We start from the raw sequence: 24,580 nt of genomic DNA on the forward strand, positions 1-24,580 counted from the left end.
CTGTCTGTTGTATCACCTAATAGTGAATCAGCCGTATCCAGCAAACTGTCGGACAGGTCCGTGGTATCACCTAGCAGTGAGTCAGCGGTGTCATCCAACAGGGAGTCTGCAGTATCCACGACAGCTTCTGTCAGCGACAGACTGTCAGTCAGTAAACCATCGGCAGTGTCTGTAGTGTCTTCCAGTAGCGAGCCTGTATCAGCGAGATCAAGCCCAGCCTCTGCAGACAGGTCGACATCCAATGCGGTGTCGCCTAACAGGCTGTCTGTTGTATCACCTAATAGTGAATCAGCCGTATCCAGCAAACTGTCGGACAGGTCCGTGGTATCACCTAGCAGGGAGGCCGTGGTGTCATCCAGCAATGTACCTGCTGTATCCACGACAGCTTCTGTCAGCGACAGACTGTCAGTCAGTAAACCATCGGCAGTGTCTGTAGTGTCTTCCAGTAGCGAGCCTGTATCAGCGAGATCAAGCCCAGCCTCTGCAGACAGGTCGACATCCAATGTGGTATCGCCTAACAGGCTGTCTGTTGTAGCACCTAAAATTGATTCGGTTGTATTAAGTAAGTCGTCGGAAAGATCAGTTGTTTGACCAACTAAACTATCCAGCGTAGCGCCAGTATCAGCCACCAGGCTGTCGAGCACATCGGTGGTGTCGTCGGTAAGTGTAGACAGCGTACCTGTTGTTGTATCAACCAGACTATCGACTGCATCAGTCATGGTGCCATCGGAAAGACTGTCTACTACATCAGTGGTTGCGTCCACTAAACTGTCCAAACTCTCTGTGGTGTTATCGGCCAGGTTGTTGGTCGCTGCGAGGGTGTTATCACCTATCAAGTCGCTTGTAAGTCCGCCGCTGACATCGTCCACAACAAGCAAGGCTGAGTCCAGAGTATCTGTGACTGTATCAACAGAGTCATCAAGTAGATCAGTTGAATTGTCTACGGTGTTATCGAGTAGGTCTGTTGCGGCAATTTCTGGTGAAGGTGCTGAGGTTGAAGGGGATGTTTCGGGAGTGTTGGAACCTTCATCCAGCGCTGAACCTGGGGGATTGCTATTATCGGTCTCAGGATCGGTCGTATCTGTAATTTCTCCTTGAGAGTTCTGGTTATTATTTCCAGTATTACTTTCTGTACTACTTGAGACAGTTACCTCTTCATCTGAACTGCTTCCTGCAGCAAGAGATTTAAGGCTGTGTCCGCCCTGACAACCGGACAAAAGAGCAACTGTCAGGATAAAGGCTCCGCTTTTGAGCATGTCTTGTTTAAGCACGTCGTATTCCTCGCTTTGGGTTGGGCCTGAATAAGCGTCCAACCGGGTCCTTGTCTTCCTGTCTGCCCATGTACTGAATTATGTTTTCAGCTTGATGGGGAGCTTTGACGGTTTGATCTGCATGCCGCTCCATTAATGGGCATGTCAGAGTGATTCTAGCGATTTTTGTTTATAAGGAAATGCGAATATTTAAAAACTTGTTTGAAATAGGTGATTTTAGGAATAATTCTTGATTCTGTTGAATGCTGCGTAACTAGCTGTTTATTTGAAAAATAATAATTTAAAACAGTTATTTAGTGTATTTTTTTTGATATGTGCGATGGGCTTTTAATGATTGAAATACAAAAGTAATATGGTTTAAAACATGGATAAAATTTTAACTATGTTGCGGTTCGGAAGTGGGTGGAGCAAAAGGGAAAGGGCCGGGGTTAGCGTAGAATCTGATAACCCCAGCAGGTATTTAACATGGGTTACTGGTCGAGCGGGGAGGCTTGGTTTTCGAGCAGGTAAAGTCCGACATCTAGTGCACCTTGCTTAAATCCGCCTTCGCAATATGCCAGGTAGTAACGCCACATGCGGTAAAACCTGTCATCAAAACCATGCTGGGCTATCTCATGCCAGTGGCGCTCAAATTGCTGGCGCCAGATTTTTAAGGTTTTACCGTAGTCAGCGCCAAACATCTGTTGAGCTTTCAGTTGCAAACCATGCTGGTCAAACTTTTCTTTTAATTTGTTGACTGATGGCAGCATCCCGCCGGGGAATATATAACGTTGGATAAAATCAGCCTGCCGGCGGTAGGTTTCAAAGCGTTTGTCTTCGATGCTGATGATTTGCAGCACAATTCGGCCACCGGGTTTCAACGAGCGACGCAAGACCTCGAAATAGTGATCCCAATGCTCTTCACCGACAGCCTCAAACATTTCAATGGAGACGATCGCATCGTACTGTCCAGTAAGGTCTCGGTAGTCGGTGTGAGTCAGTTGTATTTTATCGTCAAGCCCGAATGCGTCGACCTGCTGTCGCCCCCAGGCCAGTTGTTCATTGGACAGGGAGATGCCATGTACGTTTACGTCCTGATTGGCGGCACTGAGTGCAAAGCCTCCCCAGCCACAGCCTATTTCCAGCAGCTGATCTCCGGGTTGAGTGTTAAGTAATGCCAAAATACGCGCATATTTTTCTTGCTGGGCTGTTTCCAGGCTCTGGTCCTGCTTGGTAAACAGGGCAGCAGAGTAGGTCATGCTGGGATCAAGCCATAAGCGGTAAAAGTCGTTACCGAGATCGTAATGGGCGGCGATATTGCGTCGGCTACCGGCTTTGCTGTTATGGTTTTTGCGGTGGATACGGTTGTAGCGCAGGTTGATGACAAAATCGGCCCAGGCCATCTGCTCAAGTGATTCTTCCTGGTGCAGTGCCCATTCAACCAGCTCAGTCAGATCCGTACTTTCCCAATGACCATGCAGATAGCTATCTGACCAGCCATTAATGCCACCGAAGACTAAGCCAGCGAGTGCGCGCCAGCTATGTAGGGTGACCTGGGCGTAGGGAGCGCCGGAGCCCAGTTGAACCTGATTACCACTGGGTAAAGTCAGGTCTAGTTGGCCGTTTTTTTTGCTCAGTTGCTGATTCAAATAACGAACCAGAAGCTGCTCAGGCCAATTGAGCTGTTGTGATGGAAGTGGTTGGGCCGGGGTACGATATTCAGAGGGTTTCATGCAGAGTCTCTCCTGAGGCGGACTGCCAACTGATATTGCATCGGGCGGATGCTGGGCGAGGCTGAACGGTAAGTTTCTGACGCCATAAACGGAATGCTTCCCAATGAATTGCGGTGATTATCTTCAGTGTCATCAAGGGGTAGCGGAAAAAATTGATAAGCAGGTTTTTGTCTGTCAGGGCCTGGCTTTTACCCTGAAACAGAGCATCGAGAATAGGTGCGCCAGTTTCGCGCTCTACCTGACGGATATGAACCCTGACACCCGCCAGCGGCGGTTGTATTTTAAAGCGGTATTGGCTCTCAAAGGGTGTAAATGGGCTGACATACATCTGCTTTTCGGTGGTTTGCTGAATCCAGGTATCGCCGTTGGCATGCGCCGGAATCAGGTAGAGGTGGCGTTGCCCAAAGGTGTTATGAACTTCGTGGATAATAACGTTGAGTTGGCCTGAGGCGTCGTAACAGAAATATTCAGACAGCGGATTGAACTGGTAGCCAAGAATTCTGGGATAGCATAACAGGCGCACACTGTGACTGGCTTCACCGTAGCCGCAGCGATGAAGCAGGTGGGTGATATCGGCCAGTAAATTATTGCTACCTAAACCGTGGTCTTTATCGTACAGGGCGTACAGATTAAAACGGTTGCGGGAAAAGCAGCGCAGCTTTTCGCTGGTGTTATTCAGGGTTTGCAATTCAAAGCAGGCGGCGAATACTCGGTATACAAAGCGGTGCTTCACCGGTTGGTGACGCTGGTGCATCACATGGCCCCGGTACAGGCAGGCTGAAACGTCAGGCATCACAAACCTCAGTCAATGACTCAACAGCATGTATAGCATTATTTACATGGATGCGGTTATTCGGATTTTGCAGATGCCAGGGGCGTGGTATGCTGCCGAGTTGCTCTGCAACCGCGAGGCCGGACTGTAGACCGTCTTCGTGAAAGCCATAGCCAAAATACGCACCACAAAACCAGGTGTTTTGCTGGCCTTGCAGCTTCCAGAGATTTTTCTGAGCCTGCAGAGCATTTCGCCCAAAGACTGGGTGGTCATAAAAGAAAGTGCGCAACAAGGTGTCTGGTTGGGGTGGGGTTTGCGGATTGAGTGAGACAAATACCGGTGTGTTACAGGGCAGTGGTTGCAGTTTGTTCATCCAGTAGGTGACAGAGACTTGTTGGTCTTGTTTGTTACCGGTGGCCATGTAATTCCAGCTAGACCAAACGGCTTCTCTCTGGGGCATTAAGCTGCAATCGGTGTGGAGAAATGCCTGATTGCGTTGATAGGGGAAAGCGCTGAGCAGTTCCAGTTCTTGTGCGCTGGGCTGGTCCAGCAGTTTTATTGCCTGATCCGGATGGCAGGCTAGCACGACATGATCGAAGGTTTCGCTGTTGCCATGCAGGTCCTGAACGATCACTTTGCCATTCTCGCGCTTAATTTTGTGGATTAAGCTGTTCAGGCGAACCTTACCTCTTAAACCCTCTTGTATCGCATTCACATATTGCCGGCTGCCGCCTACCACCGTGCGCCACTGAGGCCGGTCAGACAGTTGCACCAGGCCGTGATTGATACAGAAGCGCAGGAAACTGCTCGCGGGGTAATCCAGCATGGCCTGCGTCGGCGTTGACCAGATTGCAGCCCCCATGGGGAGCAAATGGTCCTGAACAAAAGCATCATGGTAACCATAGCGTTCAAGCAGCTCCCCCAAGGTCATCTCTTGGGCTTCGGCGGCCTGACACATGCTTTCGGCGTTGCGATAAAACCGCAACAGCTCTTTGATCATCACCCAGAAGCGTGGCCGCAGCAGGTTTTTCTTCTGTGCCAGCAAGCCGGACATATCCGTGCCTGAATACTCAAGTTGACCTTTGTTCCGGGAGATGGCAAAGGTCATGTCAGTTTCGGCGGAGGTCACATTAAGGTGTTTAAACAACTGCACCAGATTAGGGTAGTTGACCGGGTTGTAGACAATGAAGCCGGTATCGACAGGCACGTCTTGTCCGTCTAAAGCGCAGGTAACGGTGTTGGCATGCCCACCCAGCCTGTCATCTTTCTCAAACAGCGTAACGTCGTGACCCTGATCCAATAGCCATGCGCATCCCAGTCCGGAAATACCGGAACCTATTACTGCTATCTTTTGCGGTCGAAGGGGTGAGATTGTCATGCCGGTGTCAGTCCTTGTTACAGTTTGAGAATGCTTACGCTGCGGAGCCGGAAAAAGATCACCCGCTATACAGTTCAGTGTGCTCAGTGTAAAAGAGTTTATGATCTATTAATCAAGAATCTGCGTAGAGAGTCTATGAAAAAAACACCACCGGGAGATGACGTGGAAAACCTCGCCTTCATTTCGAATGACGCAACAGAAGGGCTGGACTCCTTGAGTTGGACGCAGATGCTCGCCGAACTCGCTCGCTCCAAGGACAGGCGGTTGTATATTCAGCTTTTCCGCCACTTTGCTCCTCGGGTCAAAGCTTATATCCGCCGCCTTGGTGTGCTGGAATCTGTTGCTGATGAGCTGATGCAAGAAACTATGTTGTCTGTGTGGCGTAAAGCGCACATGTTCAATCCGGACAAAGCCGCTGCCAGTACCTGGATATTTACCCTGGCCAGAAACCAAAGCATCGATTGGATGCGTAAACAAAAATACCCGACTTGCTCATATGATGACGTGATTCCGGACATTGAGCAGCATGAGACGCATGACACGCCATGCATCGAACAGGGATTGGTCACAGACCGGGTACGCAGCGCCATTAACAATCTTCCGGAGAATCAAGCACAGGTTTTGTATATGTCATTTTTTGAAGGTCGGTCACATGCTGAGATTTCCAGTCGCTTGGATATTCCCTTAGGTAGTGTTAAATCTCGTATTCGTCTGGCATGTGACAAGCTTAAACAGCACTGGAGAGGAGGTGAACTATGAAGATTAATCATCATCTCGACGATGCGACGTTGTTCAGCTACGCCGCAGGCGCTTTGCCGCACGGGTTGGCTCTGGTCGTTGCTTGCCATCTCTCAATGTGTGACGCTTGCCGGGCGAGGTTACGTACGCCTGAAGCGATTGGCGGTGCGCTACTTGAGTCTTTGACGCCCGAAGCGATCGCTGAAGATTCGCTGGATCAGGTATTGCTCAAGCTTCATGACCCAGTAGATGAAGTGCCCGCCGCAGCTCCGGCCAAATCCAGCGCTTCAGCCACGGAAGTGCCGCAGCCGTTGGCTGAGATCATCGGTGATTCACTGGATGAGGTGGAATGGAAACGTATGGTGCCTGGTATTTGTTACTATGATTTGCCCTGTGGTTCTCAGGGAACTACCAAATTATTGCGGGTAGCGCCAGGCGGCACTGTGCTGCCTCATTCGCACCGCGGCAACGAACTTACACTGTTGTTGCGTGGCTCGCTGAGTGATGAAATTGGTCGATTCCAGCGGGGTGATGTATCTGACTTGGATGATCAGGTTGAGCATCAACCGCTTGCGGACGGCAGGGAAGGCTGCATCTGCATAGTCGCTACAGATGCACCGCTTCGCTTTACTACCCTGCTCGGTCGTCTGGTACAACCATTGACCGGCTTTTGATGGCGTTTAGTTACTAGAGGTTCTGAGCAAACAGTATGGCTAAACTCGAAAACTCTCTTATACCCGTTGGTATCAGCGCCTGTTTAATGGGCCAGAAAGTGCGCTTCGATGGGGGGCATAAACGTTCCCGCTATTGTTTGGATGTGTTGAGCGAGTGCTTCGAATTTAAAAGCTTCTGCCCTGAAGTGGCGGTTGGCTTAGGGACTCCCAGGGAGCCAATCCGTCTGGTGGATATGCCGCAGGGTCGGCGCGTAGTTGGTACCAAAGATCCAAGCATCGATGTGACCGATGCGTTAAAGGATTATGCGGAACAGGTCTATCAGGCTGCGCCAGAGCTTTGCGGTTATATCCTGATGAAAGGCTCGCCGAGTTGTGGCATGGAGCGCGTCAAAGTCTATCATGCCAACGGTAACCCGAATGTTGCTGGCAGTGGTTTATATGCCGAACGCTTGATGCAGTTGCACCCGGCGCTCCCCGTGGAAGAGGAGGGTCGGCTTCAGGACGCCGTACTGCGGGAAAATTTCATCACCCGGGTATTTGTTTACCATGACTGGAAGACAGATGTTGTGCCGGAATTATCGCTGCACAAGATGCTTCAGTTTCACAGTCGGCATAAGTATCAGCTCATGGCTCACCATTACCAGGGTTACCGCGTATTGGGCCGGTTTCTGGCGCAAGAGGCTCCGCGATTGCCTGTGGCAGAAGCTGCTGAAACTTATCTTAAAGAGCTGATGGCCTTTCTGCGTCGGCCGGCGACGCGTAAAACCCATAGCAACGTGCTGATGCACATTATGGGTTATCTGAAAAAGCATCTCGACAGTGCAACGCGACATGACCTGCTTAGTGCCATCGAAGACTACCGAACCAAGAAAGTGCATCTGGTGGTACCGCTGTCACTGCTGCAGCATTATCTGAAACGGTATGGCAGTGAGTACATCCTTTCTCAGGCATACCTTAACCCTTACCCCCACGAGCTTGGTCTTAGAAATTACATATGAACCTGGTTTGGTTTCGTAATGATCTCAGGGTTAGAGATAATCCGGCGCTGTATCAGGCTTGTGAGTCTGGACGTGGCGTTGTTGCAGTATGTGTTCTGACCCCAGGTCAGTGGCAGGCGCATGATGATGCGCCGGCAAAGATGCAGTTTTGGTATGCGCATTTGCAGAGTCTGCAAGCCGAGCTGTCAGCACTGAATATCCCTTTGCGCCTGCTTCAGGCCGACGATTACACCGCTATACCGGAACTGCTGGTCAATCTGGCGACCGAGTTGCAAAGCGACCGTCTCTATCTTAATCATGAATATGCGTTCAATGAGCGTCAGCGCGATTTGGCGGTGCTTGAACGGTTGCGCCGTACTGGCCGCAAAGTGGTGGGTTTTCATGCAGATCTGATTATTCCGCCGGGGGAGGTGCTTACGGGGCAGGGCCAGCCATTTAAAGTGTTTACGCCCTTTAGTCGCGCATGGCGCAAGGTATGTCAGATGCAGCAGCCGCAGCCATTGGGGCTGCCTCGGCGTCAGCCGGCAAACAGCTTAACCTCAACGGATCTGGCTGAGCAGCTGGAGTATGGCGGCACATTAAGTAGTCGCTGGCGGCAGCAACTCTGGCCAGCCGGTTCAGATGTTGCACATGAGCGGCTGCAGGCATTTGTTGATGCGCAGCTGCACGGTTATCCGCAGCAACGTGATATCCCATCACTACCTGGGACATCCCAACTGTCGCCTTATTTGACGGTGGGTGCCATTTCTGCCCGACAATGCCTGGCAGGGCTCTCTGCTTACGCCGACGATCCCGACTGGTTCAACAGTCAGTGGCTGACTGAGCTTATCTGGCGGGAATTTTATCGTCATTTGCTGGTTCAGTTTCCCCGGATGAATTATCTGCATCCGTTTCGGCCCGAGGTAGAAACCCGAATTTCCTGGCACCATGACCCAGGATTATTTGATGCCTGGTGTGCTGGGGAAACCGGATTTCCGCTGGTCGATGCTGGCATGAAACAGTTGCTGGATACCGGCTGGATGCATAATCGATTGCGTATGGTCTGTGCTTCGTTTCTCACTAAGCTGCTGCGACAAGACTGGCGCAAGGGTGCGCAGTTTTTTATGCAGCATCTGATCGATGGCGACTTTGCTTCGAATATGGGCGGCTGGCAGTGGTGTGCTTCTGTCGGCGCAGATGCGGCGCCTTATTTCAGGATCTTTAATCCTCAACGCCAAGCTGAGCGGTTTGATCCGGAAGGCCGTTTTGTAAGCCATTGGTTACCTGAGCTACAAGGCTTGCCTGCCAAAAAACGGCACGATCCTGCGGCGGCTGCCGAAGCAGGGCGTCCGCGACCGGTTATCGATTATCGGGCGGCCCGCCAGCAAAGTCTGGATGACTATCAGCAAAGCCAGACCTGATGTTTGATGATCTGCTCGGGCAGGCGATGCGTAGAAGCGGTATATCCCTCTTTTGAGTAGTATTTGATGCCCGCCCTTGATAATACCCCGTGGCCTGATTTTGAACTGTTTTCGTTTTTTGCAGGATCATCCCGTGCCTGGGGTATTTTTGAGGACCGCTTTGGTATTTTACGCCGTAGCTTCGTGGTGGATATCAAAGGAGAAGTGAGCGGTAATCAGCTCTGTCTGCGTGAAAACTTTGTCTACGATGATGGTGAGCAAGCTCAGCGTGTCTGGTATATCACGGCACTGGGTCAGTCACATTATTCTGGCACTGCTGCGGATATTCCAGGCGTTGCAGCAGGCTTCAGTGATGGCGCAAAGCTGCGCTGGAAGTATGTTATGCGGCTTACTACCAACAACATAAGTGTAAACGTGAGGGTAGATGATCACATCTACCGCCTGCCCGATGGATCTGCACTAAGCCGGGGTTATATTTCGAAGTGGGGTATCCGGTTGGGCTCAGTTACGCTGTTTTTTAAACAGCAGGCTCATTAAATTCATTATCCAGCAGAGAGTCTGCCAAACATGATGCGCTGTACCAGGCCGATTCGCTACCCAGATTGCCAAACCAATCACCGCAGGCACCAATTCCGGAGGTAGCGTTGTAATAGTATGCATCCTGATGAGGCTGGGTATGGGTGCAATATAACCAGCGATGTACCCGGTGTACCTCAGCCGGCCCCTGAAACCCCTCTATCTTGCTAAGTGCTGTTAGCATCAATGCTTCAACTTCAGCGGCAGGGCTTTCTGCATGGATTGACGACCAGTCCGCGTTTGCTTCTAACCGCCAGAGTGTCTGGTCACTGTCAGCACTGTCACCGGGCCGGTTGTTGAGGCAGATGAGGCGGGCAAAAATTGGGTGTTGACCCTGCATCACAGTAACATCAGGTAAAGAATGCTGTGTAGTCCTGACAATGGCTACCCAGCAGGGTCGAGTGCCGATCGTCTGCAAGCAAGCGGTCAAGTCGGGTTCTTGTGGTAGTAGTGGCAAAGCTTGTGGTGCCGGAGCGGTAATGATGGCTTTATCAAAGCCACCCAATGTCAGTTGTTTATCATCCCATAACCCGACGCCATGTCCTGATGATGGACTGATTCTGCTGATGCGGGTCTGGGTGCGAAATTCAGCACGCTGTAATAGTTGCCGGGTCAGGCTGCTTTGCCGGGTCTGGTTTAACACCACGGGGAGCTCAATGGGTGATCCATCGAAATCTACTGCGTTAGGCTGCCATTCAACCATATCCGGCTGTTGTAATAACCAGTCTTTGAAAGCAGTGGATTGAGGCTCAAACCAGGGCGCTCCCAGATCAAGGCTGGTTGCATTTATCCGGCAACTGGCCAGCCGGCCACCACTGCCACGGCTTTTTTCAAATACCGTTACCTGATGTCCCGCTGCTGTAAAACGCTGAGCCAGGACTGCGCCGGCCAGGCCTGCTCCGACGATAGCAATATACTCTGATTCCATGAGGGACTCGTTATAGCAGGGCTTCGATGGCGTTACGGAATTTTCTGGTATCAGGCGAAGATATGCTGCTGTAGACATCCACCACTTTGCCCTGACGGTCGATCAGGTATTTGTAGAAATTCCATTTTGGATAGGTGCCGCTGGTTTCGCCAAGATACTGCCAGATTGGATCTGCGCCCTTCTTTTTGACCTGACTTTTGGCAAACATAGGGAACTCCACGCCATACGTCAGGCGGCAGAAGTTCTGAATTTCTGTCGGCGTGCCCGGCTCCTGCCCGGCAAATTGATTGGATGGAAAACCCAGCACCACGAGCCCACGATCCTTGTATTCGCTATAGAGTTTTTCCAATCCTTCATACTGTCCGGTAAATGCACATTTGCTGGCCGTATTGACGATGAGTAATACTTTACCATGATAGGCTTGGCAGAAATTTACCGGTGTGTTGTGCAACAGGTCAGGCACCGTAAACTGGTAGATATTACTGCACTCTGTGGGGCGTTTGTCGTCTGCCATAATTGATTGACTCTGCATTGTGATCAGTAGCGCAATTAGTCCAAAAACCTGCCGCACATACAACATGGTCTCTCCTGTGTTTCGTTCATATCCTGCTTGTACGGATAACTGCCGATGCTGGATCAGGACGGCTGAACCTTTAAATGCTTAACTTCGTAGAGGTCAATACGGCGGTCTTTCAGATTATTTACTGAGCCCTCACTGCGGATAATCTTCAGTCGGTCTAGGTCAAGGTCTGAAAACATCAGCATCTCAGTGTTGGGGGTGGTTTCCGTCATCACGGCGTCGTGCGGGAAGGCAAAATCCGATGGCGAAAATACCGCAGACTGAGAGTATTGCACGTCAAGGCTCTCGACGGCAGGCAGGTTGCCACAGCTACCACAGATCACCACATAGCACTCATTTTCGATTGCCCGCGCCTGGGCACAGTGGCGCACACGCAGATAACCATTTTTGGTGTCGGTCCAATAGGGTACAAACAGAATATCCATATCTTCCGATGCCAGTAAGCGCCCCAGTTCAGGAAACTCAACGTCATAACAGATTAGAATACCAACACGCCCGGCATCGGTATCAAACACCCGTAACTCGTTCCCCCCCTGGATGACCCAGTCCCGACGCTCATGCGGCGTGATATGGATCTTCTTCTGCATTTCCAGAGTGCCGTCACGGCGGCACAGGTAACTGACGTTGTATAGAATATCGCCCTCAAGCAGGGGCATGGAGCCGGTGATGATATTGATGTTGTAACTGACTGCCATCTGCAGCATCGCATCACGAAACTGTTCGGTGTAAAGCGCCAGAAAGCGAATCGCCTCCATCTGCTGCGCCTGCTGATCATGCAACCCCATGAGTGGTGCATTAAAGAACTCCGGGAACAGGGCAAAGTCACTTTTATAATTCGACAGGGCGTCGACAAAGTATTCAACCTGCTGCAGCAGCTCTTCAACTGAACTTACCTGGCGCATCTGCCACTGCACGGCTCCGATCCGAACCTGTGACTTACGCTGTACCAGCATCTGCACATCATGTTCGTAGAAGATGTTGTTCCACTCCAGTAGGGTACCGTAACCCTGTGATTTTTCGTCTTCTGGTAGGTACTTGGTCATCAGGCGTTTGACCAGAAAATCATTGGAGAGCTGAAAGGTCAGGATCGGATCGTAGATCTCCCGTTTCGCGACGGCATCCAGATACTCATAGGGCGTCATATGATCAACATATTTGTAGTAATAGGGGATACGGCCTCCGGCCAGAATGGCGCGCAGATTTTGCTGGCGGCATAGCTCTTTGCGGGTCTCGTACAGGCGTCGCCCCAGGCGGTAACCCCTGAAATCAGGATGAATCAGGACATCCAGGCCGTACATGGCATCACCCTTCGGGTCGTTCAGAATGGTGGTGCGCTTGCCAATCAGGTCATCATAGGTGTGGGGGTTGCTGAAACGCTGATAATCGACCCGTGCGGCCAGTGCCACACCGATAATGTTTTGATGGTCAACCAGGCAGATCTGGCCTTCCGGGAAATCTTTGATCAGCTGACGGATAGTATGTTTGGGCCAGGCACCGCCGATATCGTCATATACCGTGTCCATCAGCGCTTTAAGCTGCGGATAATCGTCGTCTGTGAGGTTGCGGATCGTAAGGCGTAAATCGTCAGCCATGGAAAGACTCCTTGCTGCAAGGGTGAGTTACGGGATCTGAAACAGGTGTTCCTGCCGCGCGTTGCATGAGACCTACGCGGGGCGTGAAAGTGTGCCTGATCAGTTGCGGAGCCCACAGGATTAACATGTGCCGGAGAGTCCGGCAGTTGGCTTATCTTAGAATGAAATCTATCAGACTAGAAGTCACTGTTTGCGGGCAATCAAAAGAAATTCACGATTGCCATCACCGCCGGTGATGGGGCTTTCGAAGTAATGTTCAATTTGCATGCCCAGAGTCTGGCAGCATTGGCTCACACTGGCTTCAACAGATGGGTAAAGACTGCTGTCCCGGACCAAACCACCCCGGCCAATACCGGCTTTGCCTACCTCGAATTGGGGTTTGACCAAGCTGATCAATAAGGCACCAGGAGCTAACAGGGGGACCAGTGAGGGTAGAATATGGGTCTGTGAAATAAATGACACATCCATGACCGCCAGATCATAGCCTGCAGGTTGCCGACAGTGCTGTTTTAATGAGTCATCCAGGGCACGGGCATTGACGCCTTCATAGCAGATTACCCGGGGGTCTTGACGTAAACGGGAGGCCAGCTGATCATGTCCGACCTCAATGCCAACGACCCTGGCTATACCTGCTTGTAGTAGACAATCAGTGAAGCCGCCGGTGGACTGGCCGACATCAAGCGCGACGCAACCTTCCAGTGTTAATTCGGCTTTTTCTAATGCCGCTAACAGTTTAAGTGCACCGCGGGAGACATAGCTGTCGGCAAGGCATGACTCTATCTGCAGTTCGCAGTTTGGGTTCAATTTTTGTCCGGGCTTACTCAGTATTTGCCACTGGGTTGATAACCGGTAACGCACCTGATGGTTGCGGATCATGCGCTGAGCCTGAGTGCGCGACTGGGCCAGGCCACGTTCCACCAGTATCTGATCGGCACGTATCATCGCTGGACTGATTCCTGAAAAAAGAGCTGTATTATACGGTGACTCGGCATGTGGGAGTAGGGTTGTTGTGACTTAGAAAAGCATGGCAGTTCACGGGACTTGGTTTACAATGGCCGCAAATGCTTACTACACAAGGACATGATATGAACAAGAGTATCATCAATACCAATAGCGCCCCGGCAGCTATTGGTACCTATTCTCAGGCAGTCAAGGTAGGTAGTACCGTATATCTGTCAGGCCAGATTCCGCTGATCCCTGAAACCATGGAGCTGGTGACCGAGTCGTTTGTTGCTCAGGCAGAGCAGGTGTTTCGTAATTTAAGTGCAGTGGCTGAAGCGGCAGGTGGTTCCCTGGCAGACTGCGTTAAACTGACGATTCTGTTATCGGATATGGAGTATTTTCCTGAGGTCAATGAGGTGATGGCTCGGTTCTTTGATGAACCCTATCCAGCCCGCGCGGCGTTTGCTGTGAAGCAGATCCCTAAAGGGGCTGATATAGAAGTGGATGCTGTGATGGTAACCCAGGAATAAAAAAAACGGGCATATGCCCGTTTTTTATTAGCTGTTTTTGTCTTTCTCTTTACGCTTGCGCGGCGGTTTTTTCCCATCAGCATTTTTATTGACTGGTGGTTTACTGCGCTTGCGCGGTGGTCGGCTATCTTCGTTCAAACTACGCAGATTCAGGCGCTGGCCACAAACAATGGCGCGTTTCAGCTGCTGCACTACGTCTTTAGGCATGCCGCTGGGCAGGTCCACAGTTGTGGTACTGTCAAAGATATCAATCTGACCGATGTAACGTGACTCGATGCCAGCTTCATTGGCAATGGCACCAACGATATTTTTGGGTGCCACGCCGTGTTGATGACCCACATTCAGTTGATAGCGTTCCATCTCAATTTCAGGGAACTCTTTCAATGGCTTGGGTTTGCTGGACATCCCTTTAGGACGGCGAGCCGGTTTGTTGTCATTGTCGACACGGCCCTGATCGAAATCAGCGCGAGACTCTTTCAGCAGTAACGGTGTTTCCCCTTGCAGTAAATGGGCAAGGGCGGCAGCCAGTTGCAGTGGGTCAGTATCGTTTTCTTTCTGGTAATCTGTCAGCAGGTCGCTGTAGAACGCCAGGTCAGTATTGTCGAGAGTTTCCCGGATACGCTCCATGAAACGCGACACACGTTTTTCGTTGATGTCTTCTGTGGATGGCAGATGCATGCGTTCGATCGGCTGGCGGGTTGCCCGCTCGATTGCTTTCAGCATGCGCTGTTCCCGAGGCGATACAAACAGAATAGCTTCACCCTTGCGTCCGGCACGACCGGTACGGCCAATTCGGTGGATATAAGATTCGGTATCGTAAGGGATATCGTAATTCAGTACATGGCTGATGCGTTCGACATCAAGACCACGGGCGACAACGTCGGTGGCGATCAGCACATCAATATGGCCTGACTTCAGCCGATCAATCGTCCGTTCCCTCAGGTTCTGGGATATATCACCATTCAGTGCTTCACAGGCATAACCGCGGGCGCTGAGTTTTTCGGCCAGTTCCACAGTGGCGGACTTGGTACGCACAAAGATCAGCATGGCATCAAATGCCTGCATCTCAAGAATACGGGTCAGGGCGTCCAGCTTATGCAGTCCACTGACACGCCAGTACTTCTGGGCAATCGTGGTTGCTGTTGCGGTTTTGGATGCAATGCGAACTTCCGCAGGGGAGTTCAAGTGCGTCTGGGCGACCTGTTTGATCTGTTCTGGCATGGTGGCAGAGAACAAAGCAATCTGGCAGTTATCCGGCGTGTGTTCCAAGACCCACTTCACATCGTCAATAAAGCCCATGCGCAACATCTCATCGGCTTCATCTAATACCAGCGCTCGCAGGTTATTCAGTTTCAGGGTGCCGCGACGCATATGGTCCATGACGCGCCCCGGGGTGCCAACAACAACCTGAGCACCACGCTTCAGCTGGCGTAATTGGGTATCGTAGGCTTGACCACCGTAAATCGGTAATACGTGGAAGTCAGGCAGGTTACGGGCGTAGGTCTGACAGGCTTCTGCCACCTGAATGGCCAGTTCGCGTGTCGGGGCCAGAATCAACAGCTGGGTATTACGCTGGCGCAGGTCCAGACGGGAGAGCAGTGGTAGAGCAAAAGCAGCGGTTTTGCCGGTGCCGGTCTGGGCGATGCCCAGTAGGTCACGTCCCTCTAGCAGGTGAGGGATACTCGCGGCCTGGATCGGGGATGGGGTTTCATAGCCAATTGCGTCCAGCACCTCGAGAACGGGGGCAGCAAGGCCAAGCTCAGCGAATGAGGGCTGATCTGAGGAATTCATGCGATGGATTACCTGTTTGGATTGAACAGACTCACCACCATCAGCTGTGACGGTAGGGGGATGTCTGCCCGGGAAGGAAAGCGCAAATTATACAGGTACTAGTAATTTCAACAACTATTAACCGAGGATTCTGGTCAATATTTGGCGGATTGTATCGGGTTCGAAAGGCTTATCGGTGAGTGCGTTTACCCCCGCACGGCTGATGTTTTGCAGATGTGCCTGATTGGCTTCACTGCTGACCATAAGTATAGGCAGGTGCGCATGTTGAGCAGAGCTACGGATAAATTCTGTCAGTTCCAGCCCATTGACTTGCGGCATGTTGTAATCCGTTACCACCAGATCGAATTCCTTCTCTGTCAGTTCGGTCATAGCGGCCGAGCCATCTTCCGCCTCAGTAAAGTTTTCAATACCTAGACCACTGAGTACCCGGCGAATCAATTTTCGCGCCATATTGCTATCGTCTACGATCAGCACGCGTAACTGGTCGGGCTCGTAATATTCCAGTGAAAGTTCTGACTGCGTCAGCAGATCCAGCGTCGCGCGGATGGCCGTAGTCAGGTCGTCGGGTTTAAATGGTTTGGGCAGAATGGCAATCACACCTGACTGCTTGAACTGCTCCAATTGCTGTTGCCGTGTTTCGCTGGAGATCAGCATAAAGGGAATCTCAGCAGTTTGTGTATCCGCCCGAAGTTGATGGAGTAAATCCATGGCGGAACCGTCGGCAAAGTGCAGGGCACTGATGATCAGGTCAGGCGTATTACGTTGTGCCTGCAGCAGTGTTGTGGCAACACTGTCGGCCTCATCGATCATTTGTATCTGGCTGGCATAGAGTTCGTTGCTGATTATGCGGCGTTGCACGCCTGAGGGCTCGGCCATCAGAATATGCAGGTCAGCAGGAGACAGGTGTTGATCGACAGCCATAAATAATTTCCCTAACAGTTATCCAGAAGGTATCGGCCTTGGTACGCACATCTGAATGGTAGGCTATGGTAGTCTGTATTCAATCTGTCTTAAGCAGGAAAAATCCTATGCCTAAGTATATAAGCGTCCTCGTGGGGTTATGCTTGGGTCTGGTACCTTGGTGTCATGCTGAAGGCCCTGTGTGGCGTATTACTCAGGGCAATCATACTCTCTATCTGGCGGGCACTATCCATCTGCTTGCTGAATCTGATCTGCCGTTACCCAAGGTATTAGAACAAGCCTATCAAGTGTCAGATGCTGTGGTGTTTGAGACGGATATTGGTCACCTGCAGCAACCGCAGGTGCAGTGGCAGTTAATGCAACGGTTAATATATCCCCCGGAAGAATCACTCAGACAGCACATCCCGGCCCCACTCTACGCCCGGTTAACCGCCTATGCGCTGGAAAACAACCTGTCAGCGGATACCTTTTTACGACTGAAACCGGCAGGGGTGATGTTAACGCTATTGAATACAGAGTTTCAGCGCCTCGGCATACATGCCGCCGGACCCGATATGGTGTATCACTACCGGGCGCAAACCGATGGTAAGCCCACCCAGGGGCTGGAGAGTGTTAAGGCTCACCTGGATTACATAGCGACGCTTGGGCTGGGTAATGAGACCCGTTTTATTCAGCAGTCGCTGGATGATCTGGCGCAGACAAAACCCGTGATGCGTGAAATCGTTACAGCCTGGAAACGCGGCGATCGGGTGGCGCTTTCATCGCGGGTGATCGGGGATATGCAGCAGGCCTATCCTGAGGTTTATCAGCGGCTGCTGGTGGCGCGAAATATCATCTGGCTGCCTGCGATCGAGGCTTTGTTGGAGACGCCTTCTGTGGAGATGGTACTGGTCGGCGCAGCGCATCTGGTCGGTGCTGATGGCCTGTTGCAGGCACTCGAGTCTCGAGGCTATGCAGTAGAACAGTTGTAAACAGGCAAAAAAAACCGTCGCATAAAAAGGCTGCTTGGCAGCAAATGCGACGGTATTCGGGAACTTCATCTGGTGCAGCTTATTTAGTCATTATGCTGCATAACTGGTAACAGTATACCGTGAATTGGTGGCGGAGTGATAGCCATGTGCCGACTTCACTGGTTGTCAGGTGCTGCAGTGCTTTGTAGTCGTCGTATCTGTTGCTGGACACGCAGGTAACGTTCTGCAGTGCCGGGATGCGTCTCAATGCCTTTGCTATGGATGCTTTGCGGGTATTGGCTGCCCAATCTGCGCCAGAATTCTGCCAGACCATCTAACTCATAACCGGTATCAGCCAGTAGTTGAATTGCCAGCCGGTCAGCGTGTAACTCAAACGTCTCCAGACCGGTGGTGCCTGCCAGCCCCATGAGCAGTCCCGGGCTGGGAATTCCGCTGCTGATCAGCAGAGCATCCAATAAGCCAGCCAAAGTGAGTCGTTGAATTTCGATGCGCGTATGTTGCAGCACGTTATGCGCAAGTTCATGGGCGATGATCAACGCGAGTTCATGATCATTAGCAAAGTGTAACATACCCGCGGTGATGGTGATTTGTTGACCATCGGCATAGCCATTCACTTGATCGCTATAGCTTAGCTGCACGGGGTAGTCACATATCAATTCTGGTTTGAGCTTTTGTGTTATTACGTTTGCTTGCCGCTGCAGTTTGAGTGTCACTGTTGCGCCATCAGCCATCGCTTGTTGTAACTGACTCAGGGTATGCGGCAGTGAAGGACGCACGGGCTTATTGTTTATCGCAAGTATCTGGTCTCCAGGCTGGATACGCCCACGACTGATACTACCGGGCAGTGTATGCAGTACTTCGGGTTGTTTAAGCCCGCCATATATTGCCTGTGCTGCGGCTTGCTGTGCTTCAGGGTAGAGATAGAGCTGGTGCAACATAAGACCAAGGCTGTAACGCTGCTGGTTGACACAATAGGTCGTATTGGCTTTGTGCAGTACGGGGTAGGCAGCGCTTTGCAGACGGATACGTTGGCCATTACGCCAGCGTAGCGCCGCTTCTGCCTGTAGGTGCTGTTCAGCCGCCAATGCTTGAGGGTCAATCTGCCCCATCGGCGCTTGTGTGGCAGCACACCCCGTCATCCATAAGCCGATGCAACAGAGTAGGGTGATGCGCGTTGCCATCGTCGGGGGGCTTCTCCAAGTACCTGAAAATGGGCTGATCACTTATGGCCTCCATGTTAGCAGTATGCCATGTAGTGATCAGCCTACCGCAGAGACAATCCGGTTGGTATGCGCGTTACATATATTTGGAACAACAGAGACAGGTTAACCGCTGCAACCATCCGCGGATGTGTTCTGTAACACCGCGTTTGGCAGAACCCTCAAACCAGGATATTGCATAGCGAAGGATCGGGACGGATATTTAAAGGGAATGATCTTAATTTACGGTGGTCAGGGATATAACAGGGGTTGCCGGCCGAGATTGGAACTCTGCTACAGAAGGTTCACTTTGTCAGCAGTGGTACAGCTGGTCGCTGATTGCATGTGTTGGGGTAACAGGTTGCAGTTATGGTCGTCTACATGATTGAATCCAGCGACTGAACAACAAACTGATTGAGCTTGGCACAGGCTGAGTGGACAACTTATGAATTATCGCAGAAATGACATGTCCAGATTAATAACGGCCCTGTTGGTTGCCAGTTTATGCGGCTTATTGCACAGTGCCAGGGTACCGGCAACGGAACAGGCGGAACTTATAGCTGAAGGCAGGGCGGTGTATCTGGATAAATCCCGCGGTAATTGCATCTCCTGTCATGCAATTGATGATGCCGATGCCAAGCTGGCAGGCCGCCAGGGACCGCCTATGTTTATGATGGCACAGCGGTTTCCTGATAAGCGTAAACTGCGTGCTCAGATTTGGGACGCTACTCGCAATAACCCGTTAACCATCATGCCTCCGGTGGGCAAGCACTGGATCCTTTCAGAAGAGGAAATAGATGCGGTGGTTGAATATATATACCAGTTTTGACGCCTGGGGTTTCAAGTCCTGATGGCCAGTGTTTGAGAGGGGAAATGAATGAGTATTAAACGACGTGCGGTAATTAAGGCGATTGCGGCGGGTAGTGCACTGGTTGGTTTTGGCGTGCTGTTGCCGCGCTTGGCCTATGCGGCGTGGAATGAACAGGCGTTTCGTGCCAAAGATCAGGCGAATGCCATGCAAGAGCTGTTTGGCGCCGAACCGGAACTCAGTGCAGAAATTACTCTGAAAGCGCCGGATATCGCTGAAAATGGTGCTGTGGTTCCGGTCACGGTGAGCTCCACGTTAACAGGTGTAGAAAGCATTAGCCTGTTTGTAGAACACAATCCCACGCCCCTGGTGATGCAATGCCTTATCCCTGAGGGTACCGATGCCAATATCTCAACTCGGATCCGCATGGGTAAAACCTCGAAGGTGACTGCCGTGGTGCAAGCGGAAGATAAGTTATATAGCGCAGTGAAAGAGGTCAAAGTCACCATTGGTGGTTGCGGCGGTTAAGCAGCAAGGCGAGGAGTTAAAGTTATGGCAGACGGTATTATCAGAGTTAAAGCCAAGGTGGTAGGTGATAAAACTCAAGTGAAGATGATGGCGAAACACATCATGGAAACCGGACAGCGTAAGGATAAAGTTACGGGTGAAACGATACCTGCCCGATACCTGCAGGAGTTAACAGTAGAGCACGCTGATAAATTGGTATTTGCTGCCAATATGAGTACACCTGTTTCCAAGAATCCATATTTTTCCTTTTATTTCGTCGGTGGAGCGAGTGGCGATGAACTGGTGATTAAGTGGCAAGAAAACACCGGGAAATCGGCAACGGAAGTTGCCAAAATTCGCTGACGTATTAGCTGTAATCAGGGTCTGATGGGAAAGAGTATGTGTGGCGTTAGGCAACATCTGCTGTGTGTAATTTTTGTGGCACTAACGCCATGGGTTGCCGTCGGTGCTGAGTTGGTGGCGGGTCAGACCAACCCCGAAGTCGACCGGCTGGCGCTGAGGTCTTATTACCTGCAACGTTTCCCGGATGTTGATATTAATGATTATGTAAACGGCATTTATGCGCTGGATGCGGCTTCTCGAGAGCAGTGGCAAGCACTGGAAGAGTTTCCGCCCTACGAGTTTGATCTGGAAGCGGGTGAAATACTGTTTAACACCCCCTTTGCCAATGGCAAAAGCTATGCGGACTGCTTTGATAATGGTGGCATTGCTATCCGGCAAAATTACCCTTACTGGAACCGGGCAGAGGGTAGGGTAAAAACGCTTGAGCAGGAAATCAATGAGTGTCGGCAGCGCCATGGCGAACAACCCTTTGGCTGGAAAAAAGGGCCCCTCGCGCAAATCTCTGCTTATATGGCCTGGACATCCCGGGGCAAATTATTCGCGATTAAAGTGCCTCAGGATGACCCCCGCGCGTTGGCAGCCTATGAAGAGGGTAAACGTTTCTACTATACCAAGCGTGGCCAGTTAAACCTGTCCTGCGCTAATTGTCATATGGCGGGCAGTAATATCTTTATTCGTGCCGACCTGCCGGGCCCTGCTCTGGGGCAGACGACCCATTTTCCGGTGGTGCGTTCGAAGTGGGGGGAGTTAGGCACCCTGCATCGTCGTTATGAAGGTTGCCACCGCGACTCTCGCTCGAAGCCATTAAAACCACAATCCGATACCTTCAGAAATCTGGAATATTTTCAGACTTATATGGCGAACGGGCTGGTTGTAAATGGCCCGGGTGCCAGAAAATGAGGCGTGCAGGCATGAATCTATGGCGAGGTCTGGTATTAAGCTGGCTGGTGGCATTTGCCGCCCCGTTATATGCTGCCGAAGCCACCTCTTTTGCAGAGGCTTTTGAAAGCAACCGGGCGATGTACGGCAGGGGGCATCAGTTTGTCTGGCAGGGTAGGCAGTACACCACTACTCACCCGGAAGAACGTGAAGCGGAACAACCTGCCACCCTCGCCAATGCGACCGTGCTGCTCGCTTCGGCGAAAGCGAAAAATAGCGAAGTGGCGGCGCTGGGTTTTGAATGGAAGTTAACAGCGGGAATATTGCAAGCGGCTGAAACAGCATTACTGTCGGGTGATTATCAGTTAGCCATGCATCTGGCGGCGCAGGCGAAATATCATGCGCGAATGGGCATCAGACAAGCGCACCATGCCAATCAGCACTGGCTGGACGCAGTACCAAAAACAGTACCAAAAACAGTACCAAAATAAGCTAATCTGCCGGAATGGCTTCAGGGGTGACCGGCAACCCTTTTTCCATACCTGATTCGGGTGAGCACTATGTCCATGAGCCGTCGAGAATTTACCCGCTTAATGGGCCTGGCAAGTGCGGCGGGCCTGCTGCCTACCTCGCTGCGTGCGGCTAATCAGCCTGAACAACTCTATGATTTGCCAAACCATGGCAATGTGCGTTTGCTGCATATGACTGATTGTCATGCCCAGCTATTGCCGGTTTATTATCGTGAGCCCCACGTTAATTTGGGTGTTGGTCAGGCCTGTAATCAAGCACCACACCTGGTGGGTGAAAAGTTGCTGCAGCATTTTGGTATTAAGCCTGGAACACTGGAGGCCCACGCGTTTAGTCATCTGGACTTTCAGCAGGCTGCAACACAGTATGGCAAGGTGGGAGGTTTTGCCCATCTAAAAACCTTGATAAACCGCCTGCGTCAGGGGTATGGCAGTGAGAAAACCCTGTTGCTGGATGGTGGTGATACCTGGCAGGGCTCAGGCACCGCCTTCAAAACCCGTGGCATGGATATGGTCCGGGCCAGTAATGCTTTGGGTGTGGATTTGATGACCGGCCACTGGGAGTTCACCTACCCGCAGGCTGAAGTGTTACGCAACATAGCCGCATTTAATGGCGAGTTCCTGGCGCATAATATTTTTATTACCGAAGATGCGCTGTTTAATGGTGCTGATGAATATCTCCATGATGAAGCCAGCGGCCGGGTCTTTAAGCCTTATAGTATCCGTGAATTAGGTGATGCCAGAATTGCCGTGATCGGGCAGGCTTTTCCTCGCACTAAAATTGCCAATCCCGCTCGTTTTATCCCTGACTGGAGCTTTGACATACACGACGCTGAACTGCAAAAGCTGGTTGATCAGTTGCGCCAGAAAGACAAAGTTGATGCGGTGATCGTTTTGTCCCATAACGGCATGGATGTTGATCTGGCAATGGCTGCCAGGGTGTCCGGTATCGACGTGATTCTGGGCGGCCATACCCATGACGGCATGCCAGCGCCGAGTGTGGTTAAAAATAGTGGTGGGCAAACGCTGGTTTGCAATGCAGGCTCGAATGGCAAGTTCCTGGCTGTGCTGGACCTGAGCGTTGCCAATGGTCGGGTAAAAGACTTTCACTATCGGTTGCTGCCGGTATTTTCCGAATTGATTCCTGCGGACCCGGCTATGAGTCGCCTGATCGAACAGGAGCGCCAACCCTATCTGCCCTGGCTGTGTGAAGAGCTGGCGGTTGCTGATCGGGTAATGTTCCGGCGAGGCAACTTTAATGGCACGTTTGATCAGTTGATTTGTGATGCCCAGCGAGTGGTGCAGGATGCGCAGATCTCACTGTCGCCCGGCTTTCGCTGGGGGACAGCGGTGATGCAAGGTCAAATGGTTACCATGGAACATGTATTGGATCAGACCTGTGTGACTTATCCGGAAACCTATGTGCGCGAAATGAAAGGGGCGGAGCTGAAACTGATCCTGGAAGATGTGGCAGACAACCTGTTCAACCCGGAACCTTATCTGCAGTCCGGTGGCGATATGGTGCGCGTAGGGGGCATGGATTATGTTTGTGACCCTACGCAGAAAATTGGTGGCCGTATCTCAGACATGCGTCTGGATAATGGCGAAAAAATTGAAGCGGGTAAACAATATAAGGTCGCGGGCTGGGCCTCAGTGGGTTCAGCGTCCGATGGCCCTCCTATCTGGGATGTGGTTGCTGAATATCTGCGTGACAGAAAACAGGCCAGTATCAGTAAGCTGAATACCCCCCGCCTGAAAGGTGTTAAAGGGAATGCCGGACTGGCTGACTACAGCGCCAATCATGATTGATCCGGTCGCAGACTGTGCGCAATTCTGTTTAAATACCGCCTTTAAGAACCGCAATGGAACCTGCCATGCTGATGCGACATTTATTGCTGTGCAGTTTGCTACTCACCGGGTGTAATGCCGCGGGGGTGCAGCCTGCACCGCCCGAATCTGCTCCGCCATCTGCACCGCCTCAAACTGAAGCGAGCAGTGAACAACTAGATCAGTTATCGGGTCGGATCAGTAAGATTCAGGAATACCTGCTGCAACTGAAGAGCCAGAATGGTGACATGCAGCAGCAGAATCAGGCGTTAATATTACAGATCCAGACGGTACGCGATCTGCTTCTACAGATGGCCGATACTGCAACAACTCAGCCACAAACCGAGCAATCGTCTGATATGACAGAAGCTTTGTTGGATCAGCTGACGGACATGATGGCAGCAATGCAACCCGCCCTGTCAGGAAGTTACCGTATGAGTTCTGCTTATACGGCACAGGGTGACTGGATTGTGGTGCGTTATGATCAGGTCAGTGGTGAAAGCTGGCTTGCACAGAGTGCCCGCTGGCTCCCGCTTGAGGATCAGGCACAGCCCGCCAGTGGTGATTATGAAATCAGCTTGCTGCGCGCAGATCAGGATAAAAAGGGCTATGTTGCCCTGCGCCTTGACCGGCTTACGGGCGATAGCTGGTGGTTAAATGGCACCAGCTGGCAGCGCTTCGCTGAGTAATGGCGGA

At 51.5% G+C, this 24,580-nt stretch carries 25 protein-coding genes; 14 read left to right on the top strand and 11 right to left on the bottom strand.

Annotated elements, in window-relative coordinates; translation table 11 throughout:
• The 4 genes from ACFVYJ_RS02055 to ACFVYJ_RS02070 all read right to left on the bottom strand — a co-directional run.
• Positions 1-1,271 (bottom strand): hypothetical protein (locus tag ACFVYJ_RS02055; RefSeq protein ID WP_463254804.1); only part of this gene is annotated, 1,271 nt, incomplete at its 3' end.
• A gap of 470 nt (positions 1,272-1,741) precedes the next feature.
• Positions 1,742-2,983, bottom strand: a complete 1,242-nt coding sequence (locus tag ACFVYJ_RS02060) for a class I SAM-dependent methyltransferase (RefSeq protein WP_419414521.1) — start codon at positions 2,981-2,983, stop codon at positions 1,742-1,744.
• Entirely contained in the window at positions 2,970-3,776 is an 807-nt protein-coding gene (locus tag ACFVYJ_RS02065) for a DUF1365 domain-containing protein (RefSeq protein ID WP_419414522.1), read from the bottom strand. The genes ACFVYJ_RS02060 and ACFVYJ_RS02065 overlap by 14 nt, the downstream gene beginning before the upstream one ends.
• Complete coding sequence (locus tag ACFVYJ_RS02070) at positions 3,769-5,133, bottom strand: NAD(P)/FAD-dependent oxidoreductase (RefSeq protein WP_419414523.1); 1,365 nt, start codon at positions 5,131-5,133, stop codon at positions 3,769-3,771. The genes ACFVYJ_RS02065 and ACFVYJ_RS02070 overlap by 8 nt, the downstream gene beginning before the upstream one ends.
• Positions 5,134-5,268: 135 nt before the next feature.
• Between ACFVYJ_RS02070 and ACFVYJ_RS02075 the strand changes: the two genes are divergently transcribed.
• The 5 genes from ACFVYJ_RS02075 (at position 5,269) to ACFVYJ_RS02095 (ending at position 9,480) form a co-directional block, all read left to right on the top strand.
• Complete coding sequence (locus tag ACFVYJ_RS02075) at positions 5,269-5,892, top strand: sigma-70 family RNA polymerase sigma factor (RefSeq protein ID WP_419414524.1); 624 nt, start codon at positions 5,269-5,271, stop codon at positions 5,890-5,892.
• Positions 5,889-6,545 (top strand): ChrR family anti-sigma-E factor, encoded by a 657-nt coding sequence (locus tag ACFVYJ_RS02080; protein ID WP_419414525.1) that lies wholly within the window; start codon positions 5,889-5,891, stop codon positions 6,543-6,545. The genes ACFVYJ_RS02075 and ACFVYJ_RS02080 overlap by 4 nt, the downstream gene beginning before the upstream one ends.
• Positions 6,546-6,580: 35 nt before the next feature.
• The gene (locus ACFVYJ_RS02085) at positions 6,581-7,543 is read left to right on the top strand and encodes a YbgA family protein (protein ID WP_419414526.1); all 963 of its coding nucleotides are present in this window, start codon (positions 6,581-6,583) and stop codon (positions 7,541-7,543) included.
• Positions 7,540-8,943 (top strand): cryptochrome/photolyase family protein, encoded by a 1,404-nt coding sequence (locus tag ACFVYJ_RS02090; RefSeq protein ID WP_419414527.1) that lies wholly within the window; start codon positions 7,540-7,542, stop codon positions 8,941-8,943. Before ACFVYJ_RS02085 ends, ACFVYJ_RS02090 begins: the two co-directional genes overlap by 4 nt.
• A 66-nt stretch (positions 8,944-9,009) precedes the next feature.
• Entirely contained in the window at positions 9,010-9,480 is a 471-nt protein-coding gene (locus tag ACFVYJ_RS02095; protein WP_419414528.1) for a DUF3833 family protein, read from the top strand.
• Here the strand turns inward: ACFVYJ_RS02095 and ACFVYJ_RS02100 are convergent.
• From ACFVYJ_RS02100 to ACFVYJ_RS02115, 4 genes are all read right to left on the bottom strand, one after another.
• Positions 9,461-10,447: an NAD(P)/FAD-dependent oxidoreductase gene (locus ACFVYJ_RS02100; protein WP_419414529.1), complete on the bottom strand. Its 987-nt coding sequence runs from the start codon at positions 10,445-10,447 to the stop codon at positions 9,461-9,463. The two genes, ACFVYJ_RS02095 and ACFVYJ_RS02100, sit on opposite strands and share 20 nt — an antisense overlap.
• 10 nt (positions 10,448-10,457) lie before the next feature.
• Positions 10,458-10,961, bottom strand: coding sequence for a glutathione peroxidase (locus tag ACFVYJ_RS02105; protein ID WP_419414530.1), 504 nt, complete (start codon positions 10,959-10,961; stop codon positions 10,458-10,460).
• A 122-nt stretch (positions 10,962-11,083) separates the two neighbouring features.
• Positions 11,084-12,619 carry a GNAT family N-acetyltransferase gene (locus ACFVYJ_RS02110; protein ID WP_419414531.1) on the bottom strand — a complete coding sequence of 512 codons (1,536 nt, stop codon included), beginning with the start codon at positions 12,617-12,619 and terminating at the stop codon, positions 11,084-11,086.
• 183 nt (positions 12,620-12,802) lie between these two features.
• The gene (locus tag ACFVYJ_RS02115) at positions 12,803-13,561 is read right to left on the bottom strand and encodes a TlyA family RNA methyltransferase (protein ID WP_419414532.1); all 759 of its coding nucleotides are present in this window, start codon (positions 13,559-13,561) and stop codon (positions 12,803-12,805) included.
• Positions 13,562-13,704: 143 nt separating this feature from the next.
• On the opposite strand from ACFVYJ_RS02115, the gene ACFVYJ_RS02120 reads away from it, so the two are divergent.
• Positions 13,705-14,091, top strand: a complete 387-nt coding sequence (locus ACFVYJ_RS02120) for a RidA family protein (RefSeq protein ID WP_419414533.1) — start codon at positions 13,705-13,707, stop codon at positions 14,089-14,091.
• A 27-nt stretch (positions 14,092-14,118) separates the two neighbouring features.
• Here the strand turns inward: ACFVYJ_RS02120 and ACFVYJ_RS02125 are convergent, their stop codons facing one another.
• Together ACFVYJ_RS02125 and ACFVYJ_RS02130 are read right to left on the bottom strand one after the other, a co-directional pair.
• The gene (locus tag ACFVYJ_RS02125) at positions 14,119-15,882 is read right to left on the bottom strand and encodes a DEAD/DEAH box helicase (protein ID WP_419414534.1); all 1,764 of its coding nucleotides are present in this window, start codon (positions 15,880-15,882) and stop codon (positions 14,119-14,121) included.
• 117 nt (positions 15,883-15,999) lie between these two features.
• Positions 16,000-16,803, bottom strand: a complete 804-nt coding sequence (locus ACFVYJ_RS02130) for a response regulator (RefSeq protein ID WP_419414535.1) — start codon at positions 16,801-16,803, stop codon at positions 16,000-16,002.
• 107 nt (positions 16,804-16,910) lie between these two features.
• Here ACFVYJ_RS02130 and ACFVYJ_RS02135 point away from each other — a divergent pair, with 107 nt between their 5' ends.
• Positions 16,911-17,774 (top strand): TraB/GumN family protein, encoded by an 864-nt coding sequence (locus ACFVYJ_RS02135; RefSeq protein ID WP_419414536.1) that lies wholly within the window; start codon positions 16,911-16,913, stop codon positions 17,772-17,774.
• A gap of 155 nt (positions 17,775-17,929) precedes the next feature.
• Here ACFVYJ_RS02135 and ACFVYJ_RS02140 read toward each other — a convergent pair whose 3' ends face one another.
• Positions 17,930-18,955, bottom strand: a complete 1,026-nt coding sequence (locus ACFVYJ_RS02140) for a M48 family metalloprotease (protein WP_419414537.1) — start codon at positions 18,953-18,955, stop codon at positions 17,930-17,932.
• Between the two features lie 484 nt (positions 18,956-19,439).
• Here ACFVYJ_RS02140 and soxX point away from each other — a divergent pair, with 484 nt between their 5' ends.
• From soxX to ACFVYJ_RS02175, 7 genes are all read left to right on the top strand, one after another.
• Positions 19,440-19,802: a sulfur oxidation c-type cytochrome SoxX gene (gene soxX, locus ACFVYJ_RS02145; RefSeq protein WP_419414538.1), complete on the top strand. Its 363-nt coding sequence runs from the start codon at positions 19,440-19,442 to the stop codon at positions 19,800-19,802.
• A 48-nt stretch (positions 19,803-19,850) separates the two neighbouring features.
• Positions 19,851-20,309 (top strand): thiosulfate oxidation carrier protein SoxY, encoded by a 459-nt coding sequence (gene soxY, locus ACFVYJ_RS02150; RefSeq protein WP_419414539.1) that lies wholly within the window; start codon positions 19,851-19,853, stop codon positions 20,307-20,309.
• A gap of 24 nt (positions 20,310-20,333) precedes the next feature.
• Positions 20,334-20,651, top strand: coding sequence for a thiosulfate oxidation carrier complex protein SoxZ (gene soxZ, locus ACFVYJ_RS02155; protein ID WP_419414540.1), 318 nt, complete (start codon positions 20,334-20,336; stop codon positions 20,649-20,651).
• Positions 20,652-20,675: 24 nt separating this feature from the next.
• Positions 20,676-21,551: a sulfur oxidation c-type cytochrome SoxA gene (soxA, locus tag ACFVYJ_RS02160; RefSeq protein WP_419414541.1), complete on the top strand. Its 876-nt coding sequence runs from the start codon at positions 20,676-20,678 to the stop codon at positions 21,549-21,551.
• Positions 21,552-21,562: 11 nt separating this feature from the next.
• Positions 21,563-22,021, top strand: coding sequence for a hypothetical protein (locus ACFVYJ_RS02165; RefSeq protein ID WP_419414542.1), 459 nt, complete (start codon positions 21,563-21,565; stop codon positions 22,019-22,021).
• A gap of 69 nt (positions 22,022-22,090) precedes the next feature.
• Entirely contained in the window at positions 22,091-23,866 is a 1,776-nt protein-coding gene (soxB, locus tag ACFVYJ_RS02170) for a thiosulfohydrolase SoxB (protein WP_419414543.1), read from the top strand.
• A gap of 65 nt (positions 23,867-23,931) precedes the next feature.
• The gene (locus ACFVYJ_RS02175; RefSeq protein ID WP_419414544.1) at positions 23,932-24,573 is read left to right on the top strand and encodes a hypothetical protein; all 642 of its coding nucleotides are present in this window, start codon (positions 23,932-23,934) and stop codon (positions 24,571-24,573) included.
• Positions 24,574-24,580: the final 7 nt, after the last annotated feature.

This window comes from Pontibacter sp. JAM-7, from assembly GCF_048548695.2.
Taxonomy (GTDB): domain Bacteria; phylum Pseudomonadota; class Gammaproteobacteria; order Pseudomonadales; family Balneatricaceae; genus Neptuniibacter.